We start from the raw sequence: 13,887 nt of genomic DNA on the forward strand, positions 1-13,887 counted from the left end.
ATGAACCGATCAGCCGCCAAAATCGTACGTGAATATGGACCGTTTCCGGGTGTCGACAGTGTGCATGGCGTCACGTACGACGGTCAGCACGTCTGGATTGCTACCGGGGACAAGCTGAACGCCTTCGATCCGGCGAGCGGAGAAACGCTGCGCTCGATCGATATCACCGCGCAGGCAGGCACGGCCTTCGACGGCCAGCACCTGTTCCAGATCGCCGGCGACCGCATCCAGAAGATCGATCCCGATACCGGCCATGTGCTCGCCACGATCCCGGCACCTGGCGGCGGCGGCAACTCAGGGCTCGCGTGGGCCGAAGGAACGCTCTGGGTGGGACGGTATCGCGACCGGCAGATCCATCAGGTCGATCCTCAAACCGGGGCAATTCTTCGCACCATCGAGTCCAACCGCTTTGTCACCGGGGTCACCTGGAACGACGGGGAGCTCTGGCACGGCACCTGGGAAGAGGACGAGAGCGAATTGAGGCGAATCGATCCTCGTACGGGAGAAGTCCTGGAGAGCCTCGAGATGCCGACCGGCGTGTACGTGTCAGGGCTCGAATCCGATGGCCACGATCAGTTCTTCTGCGGCGGCGGAACCAGCGGGAAGGTGAGAGCCGTACGTCGCGCGAGGCCAGACGCCGGGATTGCCGCCGAGGCCGAGTCTACGAGCGAGTAGTTGAAAGTTGAATCTGAGTGGTCCCGCCGGAGCATGCCGGCGGCGTCTCGTGCCGATTGGGGCAGATGAGCCCCTTCGTCCATGCGCAGCAGGCGCCCCGCATTCGCGATCACAATGAAGGTGCCCCAGGTTGTGCAAAAGCGCGACCCAGACAGCGCTGAGCACACCTATTGCGGCCAGCGCGATCACAGCGACCGTCCACGCCAGGCCGATCGCGGCATTGATCGCCGCGGTATGCAGGCAGCGTCGCCCGAGGCGGACACACGTCGGGATACGGCGCAAATCGTCGCCAAGCATCACGACGTCCGCCGACGCCACCGCAATGTCGATACCTCGTTCGCCCATCGCAATGCTGGTCGGGCCGGCCTTGATGGCAAGCACATCGTTCAGGCCGTCGCCCACGACGAGCGGATGATAGCCCGCCGCCATTTCCCGCACGACGTAATCGAGCTTGTCGTGCGGCCGCGCCTGCGCGACGACGATGGCAATGCCGGTGTCCGCGGCCAGTTTGCGCGCCACTGGCTCGCGGTCGCCGGTCAACAGCGTCTGGCGCGTCAGCCCGAGCTCCCGCAACTCCGCTAACGCGTCCTTTGCTTCCGCACGCAGTGCGTCGGCAAATCCCGACCACGCGAGCAAGCTCACAAGCGTGGACGAGACCATCGCGTGAACCAGCGCGGCGGGCGAAAGAGGCTGCAACGCCGTCGCGGCGATCGCCACGGAAAGACAGCCGCACATGGCCACGCCCCACGGTTGCCAGTGGAAAGCTCGCCAGGCGAGGCTCGGTGGCCGCGTCTCGGCATCTTGCCGGACAAGTTGCCTGACGAAGCTTACGCCCCGCTTCCAGCCCGACTCCTCTGCCGGATCACGTGGCCTGCGTGTCATTGCCGCCTGCCATATCGTGACAACGAACACGTTCAGGCATGCGCTCGCCAGCAACGCGCTCCAGCGCAGATCCACGGGTAGGGTTGTCAGAAGGTTCAGGGCGCCGAGCAGGGCCGCAAGCCCCACGGCGACCCAGCCAGGATAGGAAACTCAAGGTTATCCCGCATTGTCACGCCGGGAATCGCCGCGCGTTGCACACGCAAGTGAAAACCCATAAGCGGACCAGCAACCGCAGAAAGGCGATGTACGCATTGACCAGAAAACGTGATCGGCGGCAGCCGTCATGTCGTGGGATTAATTAACGGTTGAAGCGACGGATTACTGCGGGTCGTTCCGTTAAAGAAGCTGGAGCACAACGTTCGCGAATCACCAGCAGCCTGACAGCGCTGAAAGCTGGCGTGGCAAACCCGGCAACCGTGATAGGGCAACCAACGTTACTGCAAACCCTGTTTGCCGGCCTATGCGTTCAATTTCCTTACTATGACAACTCAAATACTGGTCGTTGACGACGATGTCGAACTACTCGGCTCGCTGGCCGACTTTCTCGGACGCGAAGGGATGGCGGTATCCGTTTTGCATGAGATGCGATCGCTCGGGGAACAGATCAAGCGGGAGCCGCCGGATCTGATTGTCCTCGATCAGATCATGCACGGTGTGAACGGCCTCGCAGCGCTGAGCACACTCCGCGCTGCCGGCAACACGGTCCCCGTGATTCTGGCCTCGGGGCCCGACGACATGGACCGGATCGTAGGACTCGAAATGGGCGCCGACGACTGCATCGGCAAACCATTCAATCCTCGCGAACTCCTTGCGCGCATGCGGGCCGTTTTGCGGCGACGAACCCTGTCCGCGTCGGCCGCCGCGCGGGCCGAACCCGAAGTCGTCGGAATCGGCCCATTCACGCTGGACCTTCAGTTGCGCACGCTCAACATGGAGAACAAACGGGTCATTCTATCGGGGGGAGAATTCGCGCTGCTTAAGGTCTTCGTCAATAATCCGATGCGCACACTGACCCGTGAGCGCTTGCTCGAGTTACTGCATGGTCCGGAGGACGATCATACCGACCGAGGCGTCGACGTTCAGGTGTGGCGGTTGCGCAGAATCCTCGAGACGAACCCCTCCTCTCCGCGGTTCATCCAGACAGTCCGCAGCCACGGTTACGTATTCGTACCTGACGGCGCGCACCCTTGAGCGGATGTGGACAAGGCGTTCAAGGCGCTGCATTATCCATGCTGGCTGTTAGAGAGGCGAACAATGCCCAGGCACAACCCAGCGCTTCATCGCAACGAAAAACCCGCCATGACGCCGGCTCGCCGGCGGCTTCTCATTGCCGGCGCGATACTGCTGATGGCGCTGCTAGGGTGGGGCATGGCCGTGATACTCGAACCCGCCTTCCGGCACACGATCGTCATCACGACCGGCGCAGACAACGGAATCTATCGCGGCTTTGCCGATCGCTATGCGCCCATCCTGAAGCGTGACGGCATCAAGCTCGATATCCGCAGTTCATCGGGTTCGAGCGAAAACTATCAACGCTTGAAGGATCCGAACAGCGAATACGAAGTGGGCTTTATTCAGTCCGGCACCACCCACCCGAAAGAATCCGACCATCTGAAGACGATCGCCGCCGTCTCCTATGAACCGATCTGGGTGTTCTACCGTGGCGAGTCCACCATCAACCAGCTGGCGCAACTGCGCGGCAAGAAAGTTTCAATCGGTGTTCCTGGCAGCGGCCTGCTGAACGTCTCGCAAGTATTGCTCGGGTACAGCGGCATCACGCGGGACAATACGGCGTTGCTCGAAATGGACGCGACCCAGTCCTACAAGGCGCTCGAAAACGGGCAACTGGATGCCGCTTTCTTTATCGGCAGGCCCGATGCGCCCATGCAAACCACGCTGCTGAACAGCGATCTCAAACTGATGAGTTTTGCGCAGGCCGATGCGCTGGTGCAGAAATTCCCGTCGCTATCCAAGGTTATTTTCCCGCGCGCCGCGACCAGCATCGCCAACGACCTGCCGCAAACCGACGTCACGCTACTCGCGGCCACCGCTTTGCTCGTCGCCAAAGACACCCTGCACCCCGCACTGGTCTACCTGTTGCTGGACGCGGCCAAAACCGTCCATGGCGGCGAAGATTACTTCACGCCACTTGGTGTTTTTCCAAATCTGAACACCGAGGAATTTCCGCTTTCCGAAGAGAGCGAGCGTTACTTCAAAACCGGGCGCCCCTTCCTGCAGCGCTACTTGCCATTCTGGCTAGCCAGCTTTATCGAACGACGTCTGCTGATCCTGCTGCCCTTCATGGCTTTGCTGCTGGGGCTGGTACAGGCGCTGCCGCGCATGGCGGCGGCGCGGATAAAAAAGCGCCTGGTGGTCTGGTATCGCGAGATCAAAGCGCTCGAAGATGAGATATGGAAAAACAGTCATCCCACCCCGGACCAGATTGCGCAATGGCGGGACGAGATCGAGCACATCGACGCGCATGCCAATCAGATCCGGATGCCGCAGCGTTATTTCCAGGACGTCTACGCGCTCAAACAGGCAATTGGCGTAGTCCGGGATCGAATTTCCCGCGTGGCAAGGGAGCAATAGCGGCGCAGTGAGGGTGTGCCTTCAGGTCGGGCGCATACGCATAGGAGGGTCCTGGCTCAGCGAAGCCACGCGGCGCGCTGACTGCGAACTGAGCAAGCACAGCGCCCTCATGCGCGGACCAACATCAACCCGCTGGCGCGGCGGCATCGTCGACGATTGGTTGGCGGGCCATGAACCAGTAGAACAGCGCCGCACATCCGGCAATAATGCCGCCGGAGATGAATGCGAGCGCATAGGAGCCGGTGCGGTCGACGATAAAACCCGCGACGACGGGCGAAAACGCCCCACCGAAGTAGCCGCCAAAATTCTGGATCGCGCTCACCGACGCAATCATCGACGACGGTGCGATATCCGCCGCGAGCGCCCATGCCGAGCCCACCACGGCCGCAATGAAGGCGAGGCCGACGGTGAACAGCACGAGCGTCACGCTGAATGCATGGGTGAACGGCAACGCGATCGCGCACACTGCCGCGCCTGCCGAGCAGCACGCGATCAATAACCGCTTCGCATCGATCGCCGACGCGAGATGACGATCGACCATTTTCTTCGCCAGATAGCCGACTGCGATTTCACCCAGCGCGCCGCCGGCCCAAGGAATTCCCGCGACCATGCCAAGTTGCGCGAACGAGATATGAAAACGATCGAGCAGATAGAGCGGCAAGAACACCAGGAAAATGTTCCAGAGCCAGATCGTGCAAAAGTAGCCGAGGATCATGCCCCACACGCTGCGGCGGCCGAACAGCGAACGCCATTTGAGTGAGGAGGTCGCGAGCGACCGTTCGTGACCGCCGCCGCCCGCTTCGATGTAGGCGAACTCGTCCTTCGACAGACGTTTGCTGTCGACCGGATTGCGATACAGCAACAGAAACAGGAGTGCGAACGCGATCCCAACTGCGCCGGTGACATGAAATAGCGAGCGCCAACCGAACGCAAGCATCAACGCAACCAGCATGGCGGGCGCGAGTGCCGGTCCCCACTTGGATGACGAATCCCACACGCCTGTCGCGAAGCCGCGTTCCTTGGCCGGAAACCACGCCGCGGTGATTTTCGCCGAGGTGGGCCAGCACGGTGCCTCGCCCACCGCGAGCAACGCGCGCATCACGAGCAAGCCGGAGATCGAACCCACTACGCCCGTCAGCCAGGTCGCAACACTCCACCAGATCATGCCGAGCGCATACGCGCGCTTCGCGCCGAAACGGTCGATCAACCAACCTGCAGGTAATTGCATCACCGCATAGGTCCACGCGAACACGCTCCCGAGCAGACCAATCTGCGTGCGTGTCAGACCAAGCTCGTGAATCATGCCGGGCGCGGCGATCGAAAGACTTGCGCGGTCCATGTAGTTGATGATCCCGCCGATCATCAGCCAGATCAGAACGTGCCAGCGATAGTTGAAGCGAGCGGACTGCGCCGCGGCGGCCGATACGGGAATGATGTCTTTGTCCAAATCGTGTCTCCGTCCAGATGGCCTTAGGTGGCCATTCATCATTGTCGGTGGCGTCTTTTAGCACTGCGCAATGCGATGCTCGCTTGCACGCACCGAGCGACAAGTGTACGGACGGCCATGCACCGACTCCAATGAGGAAACCGGATGGGCCGATAGCGTTTACGTTATCGGCACAGGCCTGTAGAGACGAAAGCCGGGCGCGGCGTCAGTCAGGTTGCTCAGCTTACCCAGGCTATGAAGGGCGCAGCATGAGCTTCTGTACGCGCCAGTTAAGAAGCTCGGCGACATACAACACGTTCTCAGACGGACAGGCCATTTGGTGAATCCAGCCGAACTGCTTCAGTTGCTTGCCGGATTGCCCCAGCACGCCAAGCAGTTTTCCGTCGAGCGTCAGTTTGTAGATACGTCCCGGAAACGCATCGGAACTGTAGAGCACCTGATTCGGACCCGGAGAAATGCAGATCGCCCAGGGGGAGCCGGGTGCAAAAGTGCCGGCGGCTAGTATGGCTTCGTCCGGCACGTTACCGATTGCGGGTTGAGCGCCGGGCGGTACCGGTACGTCGATAGTGAACTGCCGCTGGAAATTGCCCTCGCCGTCAAAAACCTGAATACGACGGTTGCTGCGATCGGCGACATAGACGAGACCTTTGGCATCGACGGCGATGCTGTGTGGCGTATGGAACTGACCCGGACCGGTCCCACGGTCACCCCACGATTTGAGCCAGTTACCGTCCTTGTCGACTTTCGCCACACGGGAGTTGATGTATCCGTCACTGATATAGGTGTTGTCCGCGCTGTCCCACGCGACGTCGGTGACTTGCCTGAAACGACCCGGCTCCGACGGCAAAGGCGGATTCGGATGCTTGAGCGGACCGGTTTCCTCGTCCGCCGCCTCCTGCTTGCGGCCAAAAACCATGGCTACGCGTCCCTCCGGAGTGAACTTGATCACCATGTCGGAGCCCTTGTCGCTCACCCAGATATTGTCGTGCCGGTCGACCTTGACCGAGTGGGCGAACGACCAGGCGTACAGGTTGTGGCCGATTTCGCGGACGAAGCGACCATCCGGCGCGAACTCGAGAAGCTGGGCCGCGGCCGCGCCGTAGGCCGGGCCGATCGAGTTGCTGCGCGAGAGCACAAAAATATGCCCCTTCGAGTTGAAGCTCACGCCGGAACATTCGCCGAAATAGACGTCGTTTGGGAGACGCAGCAGATTGGGAACCGACTCGTAAGCGATGCTCGGGACAGACTCCGCGTAGGCGAGGCCCGGGTAGAGAGCAAGCGCCGCAGCGCCTTCGGCCGCCAGGGTAAGGAAGCGGCGCCGACTTAAAACAGCGCTTTGGGAATCGCTGCAGCACAGACAGGCGTACGACTGCTGGTCGTTCATTGGCTTGCCTCCCTTTCGCTCGCTGTGCAGGACAGCGACGTTGTCGGTTTTCGCGCCGATGTATACGGCATGTCCGAATAACAGGCGCAGTAGGTCTTACACGCGGGAGGATACACCGAGTGGGTGTGGAGGATCGGCTTCGGGCTAACCAGGTACAGGCAGAGGCACACGCAGATTCCCGGCACGCATCAGATCACGCGTACTATCCCGACTATCCGGTTCACCGGCCGTGCTCAACGGCCGCAACCGCCACGCGCCGCGCTTCACTCGAGGTGATATCCATGCTCAGGTATGTTTCGCAAGCCAGCTTCGCAACCATCGCCGTATCAATGCTCACCGCGTGTGCAATGCCACCCGCGAGTCCGCCGGGTGCATCCATCGAGCCACCCCAGGCCGAGCGCGTGATGACACTTGCAGCGTCTGGCGTGCAGAACTATTCGTGTGAATTCGACGCACAGCATCGTCTGGGATGGGTGTTCAAGAGTCCGCTCGCGACGCTCTACGACGCGAGCGGCCACGCGGCGGTCCGGCATGGCGCAGGGCCGTCCTGGGAAGCGGAAGACGGTAGCCGGATCGTAGGCCGCGTGCTTGCGCAGCAGCCCAGCGAAACCCGGGCGAGCATCCCGCAGCTACTGCTCGAAACGCATAGCACATCCGGCAGCGGCACGCTTTCAGCGGTGCGATATGTGCAGCGTGTGCATACCGTCGGCGGGTTAGCGCCAACGGCACCGTGTTCGACGGAACATGAAGCCGGCAGCTCGCCCTATCTCGCGGACTACGTGTTCTACCGGTAGCCGCCCACGCTTCATGTCGTGCACTTACTTCATGTTGGGCTGGTTCGGTGGCGGCAGTCCCGGATCGAGTTTCGCCGACTCTTTGACTAGCTGATCAGTCATGGCAGCCGCAACCGGATTCAAGCCCTGATGGTACGCGTCGTTACGGCTGGGCTGGACCGGCGGAGGCGGCAATGCCGGATCGAGTCCGGCGGACGCTTTGACCAGCTCATCCGTCATCGCGGAGGCGGCCGGATTCAAGCCATGACGATGCAGACTGTCGCCCCTGCTTTCGGTTCGCGGGGTTGGGTCGGCCTTCGATTCAACGTAACCATGAACGGCGACCGGTTCGCGTGGCCGCACGGCCGGCCGCGGCGCCTGTTCGACACCGATAACTGGCGAGTCGGCTGCCGTCACCACGGCCCCGCTCGTAGACTGCCCGGAACCCATCGCCGCGTTGCCGGAGAGAGGCGCGGCGCCGACCACAGTGCCCGCGGTCACATGGGTGTCACCCGATTGCGGGGAGGCCGAGGCCAATTCCACTGAACCGTTTGTGGCGACGTCGCTGTCGGCCGTCGAGCGATGGCTTTTCTGTAACAACAAAAAAGCGCCGAATACCAACTCGACGAAAAGCACTCCGACGATCAATGATGTGCGTACATTCCTCATATTAACCAACGATTCGTTCAATCGAGATGATTGGATTGATGACAGCCGTTCGCCCGGAGAATACGTCGAACGGCAGGTTCGCAGTCTGAGCCTGCGATAGGTTGATGTGGGGATGACTGCTTGGTCCGCACACGTTGATCGTCCAGCGGCAATGGTCCGGGGATTCACTCCGCCGGACGGCACTGGGCACCTTCATATGCTAATGCGAAAAAACAATCTGTGCTGAATGGCCACAAAATCCGGGCGCGATCGTTCGAACGCCGCGGGCTTTCTCTGCGCCCGCGGCCATGGGGGATTACAGCGCGATGTGATGGAACATCCGCCTCGGAAAGGCAATTTTCTCGTCCGGATGTGTCAGCTTTTTGTCGGCAACGAGCTAGTTCTCTTTGCGATCGACACGGGGCATCGAATCGTCCGACGATCCAGGCGCAGTGGGCCCGCGTCCTCTGGCAATCAATACGCCCCTTGCACCAGATGGGTCGGCGCGCCGTTGACGAAATTCTCGATGTTGTCCATTAATTGATCGGCGAGACGTTGCTGCGCCTCATCCGATGCCCATGCAACATGTGGCGTCAGAATGACGTTCGGGCGAGCCGCCGCACGCATCAGTGGATTGTCCTCGGGAGGTGGCTCGCTTGCGGTCACATCGAAACCCGCGCCGCTGATCAAACCTTCGTCGAGCGCCTGCACGAGTGCATCTTCGTCGACCAGCCCGCCGCGCGCTGTATTGATGATCAACGGCTTCCGTTTCATCGCGCGGAACTCGGGCATGGCCAGCATATTCCGCGTGTGCGGCGTGAGCGGACTGTGCACGGTAATGATGTCGCTCGTCGCGAGCACTTCGTCCCACGGCGTGTAAAGCGGACCCAGGCCGTCACGCCCCTTGTGCGCGGCGAACATCGGCTGCATACCGAAGGCTTTGCCGATTTCCGCGACGCGCTGCCCGAGCACCCCTTCACCGATGATGCCAAGGCGCGCGCCGGCCAGATCGTGAATCGCGTGCGTGAAGAAGCAGAATTGCCCGGACTTCTGCCACTCGCCGGCGAGCACGTCATCGCGATACGCGATCAGATTGCGCCGTAGCGCGAGAATCAGCGCGAAGGTATGCTCGGGCACCGTGTTGATCGCATAGCCGCGAATATTGCACACTGCAATGCCGAGCCGCTGGCAGGCCGCTTTGTCGACGCAATCGGTGCCCGTTGCAGCGACGGCGACGAGCTTCAGATCAGGTAATTGATTAAGGATTTCCTGCGTCAGCGCCACCTTGTTGATGATCGCGATCGACACGCCGGTGAGCCGCTGCAACACCTGCTCAGGCGCCGTGTTTTCATACTCGATCAACTGATGATCGAAGCGCGGTTCGCGCAACACGATTTGCGGTGCGAGCGTGGCGCGGTCGAGAAAAGCGATCTTGTACATGTTCGTGTCCTTTTTTGATTTACAGATGTCGCTTTGCCTCGGCCACGACATGCTGTGCGGTAATACCGAAGTGCTCGTACAACGTCTCCGCGGAAGCCGAAGCACCGAAGCCGGTCATCCCGACAAACCCACCGCGTTCACCCAGATATCGGTCCCAACCGAAACGCAGCGCCGCCTCGATACCGACGCGCACCGTGTTGGAACCCAACACCGCGGCGCGATAGTGGGCGTCCTGTTCATCGAAGATTTCCCAACACGGCATCGACACCACGGCGGTCGCAATGCCCTCTTCCTGCAACTGGTGGCGCGCCTGCAACGCCAGCGCGACCTCAGAGCCGGTGGCAAGCAAGGTCACGACACGCGCGCCGCCCTCCGCTTCGGCCAGCACGTAAGCACCGCGACGCGACAACGACTCGGCGCTATGTTCGCGGCGCACCAGCGGCAACGCCTGGCGAGCGAACACCAGCGTGCTCGGCCCGCGCCGATGCTCGAGCGCAAGCGCCCAGCACTCGGCCGCTTCCACTGCGTCGGCGGGACGCAGCACGCGCATGTTCGGCATCGCGCGCAATGAGGCCAGTATCTCGACGGGTTGATGCGTCGGCCCGTTCTTGCCGACGCCGATCGAGTCGTGGCTGTACACGTAATGCACCGGCAAGCCCATCAGCGCAGCCATGCGCATCGCCGGGCGCTGATAGTCGGAAAATGCCAGGTAGGTGACGCTGGTCGCGACGATGCCGCCGTGCGCGGCCATGCCATTGGCCATCGCGCCCATCAGATGTTCGCGCACGCCGCAGTGCACGTATGCACCGCTGCGGTCATCGGCGGTGAAGGCGTGCAACTGGCGCTTGTGACCCGTGGGCGCTTCGAGATCCGCACAACCCACCATGCGTTCAGGCAGCAGCCGTGCGAACAGATCGCTGATCTCGCCTGACACGGTGATGCCTGACTGCGGCTCATCGCGCTCGACAGCGCGTTTGCGGTAAGCGTCGAGCACATCGTCCCAGCCTTGCGGCAAGCCGCCTGCCAGGACCCGCTCGAATTCGGCGCACTGTGCGTCCGGCAACGCGGCGAGGCGTGCGTGCCAGGCGTTGTACTCTTCACTGCTCCGTCGTCCCGCCTCGCGCCACGCGCTCAGAACGTCAGCGGGCACGTTGAACGGTGTATGCGGCCAGCCGAGTTCGGCGCGCGCCGCGTCGGCATCCGCCTGAAACAGCTTGCCGCTATGACCACCGCGCTGGCCTTGCAAGCGCGCAATGCCGCAGCCGATGACCGTCTTGCACGCGAGCATCGACGGTCGCGGGTCTTTACGCGCGATGGTCAGCGCCGCACTGACCGCGTCGAGATCGTGACCATCGACGTCGATCACATGCCAGCCCGCAACGCGAAATCGCGCGCAGACGTCTTCGCTGATCGAAAGCGAGGTGCTGCCGTCGTCGGTGATCTGGTTGTCGTCCCAACAGAGGATCAGCTTGCCAAGCCTCAGATGGCCCGCCAGCGAGATCATTTCCTGACCGATGCCCTCCTGCAGACAGCCGTCGCCGACGAACGCATACGTGTAGTGATCGACCAGCTCGCTGCCGAATTTCGCCGCGAGATACGCTTCGGCAATGGCCATGCCGAACGCGTTGGCGATGCCCTGTCCGAGCGGGCCGGTAGTCGCTTCGATACCATGCGCCGGTTCGTACTCGGGATGTCCCGCACAATGCGAGCCGAGTTCGCGGAAGGTCTTCAGCTGGTCGAGGCCGATCGCCGCATAGCCGGTCAGATAGAGCAGCGAATACAGCAGCAGCGAACCGTGTCCGTTGGACAGCACGAAGCGGTCGCGATCGGGCCAGGTTGGATCGGCGGGATTGAATTTCAGGTGCTGGGTGAACAGCGCAGTTGCGATTTCGGCCATGCCGAGCGGCACACCCTGATGGCCCTCGCCGGCTTGCAGGATCGCATCGATAGAGAGGAAGCGAATCGCGTCCGCGAGCGGTAACGACGGCAATTGCGCCGCTTGCGCCGCCGTTGCGTGCGAAACAATCGAAGCATTCGGCGCAGCAAGCTGCGCTTCTGTAGTGGACATGACAAAAGGCTCCTCTACGCCGCTCCGGCATGCAGAGCGGCGGCAATCAAAACGGATCGAATAGGGCGGACGAACGTCGTAAAAGCGGCTGCGCAGCGCAGCCTCATCCGTCAGCGGATCAATGCAGGAAGCCGGTCGAAATCCACGGCACCGCGGCGACGATGATCAAGCCGACCATCAACGCGGCGATGTAGCCAAGAATCGGCTTCATGCCTTCGTCCGGATGAATGCGGCTCACCGCGCACGCCGAGTAGTAGCCGACGCCAAATGGCGGCGCGAACAGCCCCACGCCCATCGACAGGATCACCACCATGGCGTAGTGCACATCGTGAATCCCCAGCTGCCGTGCGATCGGGAACATCAGCGGGCCGAACAGCACGATTGCCGGAATACCTTCGAGTACGCTGCCGAGAATCACGAACACGCAGATGGAGGCGGCCATGAACATCGCCGCGCCCCCTGGCAAACCGCCGAGCGTCTGCGCAAGCTGCCCTGAGAAGCCTGATTGCGTCAACGCCCACGCCATGCTCGTCGCCGCACCGATGATCAGCAGAATCGCACCGGACAAACTCGCCGTATCGATCAGCATCGGCTTGAGGCGCTTCCACTCGAAACGGCGATAGATCAGCAACCCCGCCAGCACGGCATACGCAATGCCGATGGTCGAGACTTCCGTCGCCGTTGCAATTCCTTCGACCACCGCCGCGCGAATCACGAATGGCAACGCGAGCGCCGGCACCGCGATCACCAGCTTGCGCAGAATCTCGCCACGGGTCGCACGTTTGACACCGGACAGATCTTCGCGCCGGTAGCGCCACTGCACCACCGCGCACAGCGTGATAGCCAGTACGATGCCCGGTAGCATGCCGCCCGTGAAGAGCGCCGAGATCGATATGCCGGTTACCGAGCCAAGCGTGATCAGTACAAGGCTCGGCGGAATCGTCTCCGTCTGCGCGCCGGTTGCGGCCAGCAGCGCGACCAGATCGCCAGGTTTCGCCCCGCGCGCTTTCATCTCCGGAAACAGCACCGGTGCGACCGCCGCCATGTCCGCGGCCTTCGAGCCTGAGATACCCGACACCAGGTACATCGCGCCGACCAGCACGTACGACAGCCCGCCACGCACGTGTCCCAACAGACTCGCGAGGAACGCGATCATCGCGGCAGCCATGCCGGTCATCTCGATCAGCTGGCCGAGAAAGACGAACAGCGGCACCGAGAGCAGGATCAGATGCGACATGCCCTCATCCATCCGGCCGACCACCACCGGCATCGGCGTATTCGTCGTCAGTGCAAGATAGCCGAAGGTGGCAAGTCCGAACGAAAAAGCAATCGGCACGCCGCTCAGCACCCCGAGCGCCACCAGCCCGACAAAGAAGATCAACAGGTTGATGTTGCCGAGATCGCGCAACAGCGGTCCCAGCGCCATGAAAATGCCGACCAGCGCGCCGACCGCTGCAATCGCGGCGAGCGTCATACGCCAGTTCCCCACGCGGGCGAGCCGCACCACGGCGACCAGCAGCATCAGCGCCGAACCAACCGGCAATGCAGCGGCGCGCCACGAGTTCGACAGTTCGAGTGCCGGCGTGGTGATGAACGATTCGTCCTGCGCGAAGCTGATCGCCGGGCCGATCACCATCGCGAGGAACGCGATCGGCGCGGCGATCGCCACCACATCGAGAAAGGCGCGGACACCCGGCGACGCCATGCCGACCAGCGCCGTCATCCGCATATGCTCGCCGCGCCGCAAGGCGATCACGGCGCCGAGCATGGCGAGCCACAAAAACAGCATGGAGGCGAGTTCATCGGACCAGACGAGCGGCGCGTGCAGCAGATAGCGGCTCGTCACGCCGGCCAGCAACACGACAATTTCCGCGAGTACCAGCAAGGCGGCGGGAATCTCCACCAGATGGCCGAGGGCGGAGTCGAGCGCACAGGCGAACCGATGCTGCCGCTCGTGCGAATAGGAGATCGAGATCAT

The 13,887-nt window shown here is 62.1% G+C and carries 10 protein-coding genes and 1 pseudogene; 4 read left to right on the forward strand and 7 right to left on the reverse strand.

The annotated features are described in order from the left end of the window. A complete protein-coding gene (locus PQQ52_RS07815; protein ID WP_408208798.1) occupies positions 1-675 on the forward strand; it encodes a Vgb family protein in 675 nt (224 codons plus the stop codon). A 195-nt stretch (positions 676-870) separates the two neighbouring features. Here PQQ52_RS07815 and PQQ52_RS07820 read toward each other — a convergent pair. Then, positions 871-1,557: pseudogene (locus tag PQQ52_RS07820) on the reverse strand (HAD-IC family P-type ATPase); the annotation flags it as partial. 480 nt (positions 1,558-2,037) lie between these two features. On the opposite strand from PQQ52_RS07820, the gene PQQ52_RS07825 reads away from it, so the two are divergent. Next, positions 2,038-2,748 carry a response regulator gene (locus PQQ52_RS07825; RefSeq protein ID WP_408209554.1) on the forward strand — a complete coding sequence of 237 codons (711 nt, stop codon included), beginning with the start codon at positions 2,038-2,040 and terminating at the stop codon, positions 2,746-2,748. A 63-nt stretch (positions 2,749-2,811) separates the two neighbouring features. After that, entirely contained in the window at positions 2,812-4,149 is a 1,338-nt protein-coding gene (locus PQQ52_RS07830; protein WP_408209557.1) for a TAXI family TRAP transporter solute-binding subunit, read from the forward strand. A gap of 124 nt (positions 4,150-4,273) precedes the next feature. Here PQQ52_RS07830 and PQQ52_RS07835 read toward each other — a convergent pair whose 3' ends face one another. Together PQQ52_RS07835 and PQQ52_RS07840 are read right to left on the reverse strand one after the other, a co-directional pair. Continuing rightward, positions 4,274-5,596 (reverse strand): MFS transporter, encoded by a 1,323-nt coding sequence (locus PQQ52_RS07835; protein ID WP_408208801.1) that lies wholly within the window; start codon positions 5,594-5,596, stop codon positions 4,274-4,276. Between the two features lie 232 nt (positions 5,597-5,828). Beyond that, the gene (locus PQQ52_RS07840) at positions 5,829-6,980 is read right to left on the reverse strand and encodes a peptidyl-alpha-hydroxyglycine alpha-amidating lyase family protein (protein WP_408208804.1); all 1,152 of its coding nucleotides are present in this window, start codon (positions 6,978-6,980) and stop codon (positions 5,829-5,831) included. Between the two features lie 281 nt (positions 6,981-7,261). Between PQQ52_RS07840 and PQQ52_RS07845 the strand changes: the two genes are divergently transcribed. Next, the gene (locus PQQ52_RS07845; RefSeq protein WP_408208807.1) at positions 7,262-7,774 is read left to right on the forward strand and encodes a DUF3455 domain-containing protein; all 513 of its coding nucleotides are present in this window, start codon (positions 7,262-7,264) and stop codon (positions 7,772-7,774) included. A 24-nt stretch (positions 7,775-7,798) separates the two neighbouring features. Here the strand turns inward: PQQ52_RS07845 and PQQ52_RS07850 are convergent, their stop codons facing one another. The 4 genes from PQQ52_RS07850 to PQQ52_RS07865 all read right to left on the reverse strand — a co-directional run bounded on the left by PQQ52_RS07850 (position 7,799) and on the right by PQQ52_RS07865 (position 13,887). Beyond that, on the reverse strand, positions 7,799-8,443 hold the full coding sequence (locus PQQ52_RS07850) for a hypothetical protein (RefSeq protein ID WP_408208810.1): 645 nt from the start codon (positions 8,441-8,443) through the stop codon (positions 7,799-7,801). A 432-nt stretch (positions 8,444-8,875) separates the two neighbouring features. After that, complete coding sequence (locus tag PQQ52_RS07855; RefSeq protein WP_408208813.1) at positions 8,876-9,841, reverse strand: D-2-hydroxyacid dehydrogenase; 966 nt, start codon at positions 9,839-9,841, stop codon at positions 8,876-8,878. A 19-nt stretch (positions 9,842-9,860) separates the two neighbouring features. After that, entirely contained in the window at positions 9,861-11,909 is a 2,049-nt protein-coding gene (tkt, locus tag PQQ52_RS07860; protein WP_408208816.1) for a transketolase, read from the reverse strand. 118 nt (positions 11,910-12,027) lie between these two features. Further along, a complete protein-coding gene (locus tag PQQ52_RS07865) occupies positions 12,028-13,887 on the reverse strand; it encodes a TRAP transporter large permease (RefSeq protein WP_408208819.1) in 1,860 nt (619 codons plus the stop codon).

The organism is Paraburkholderia sediminicola (genome assembly GCF_046030555.1).
Classification (GTDB): Bacteria; Pseudomonadota; Gammaproteobacteria; order Burkholderiales; family Burkholderiaceae; genus Paraburkholderia; species Paraburkholderia sediminicola_E.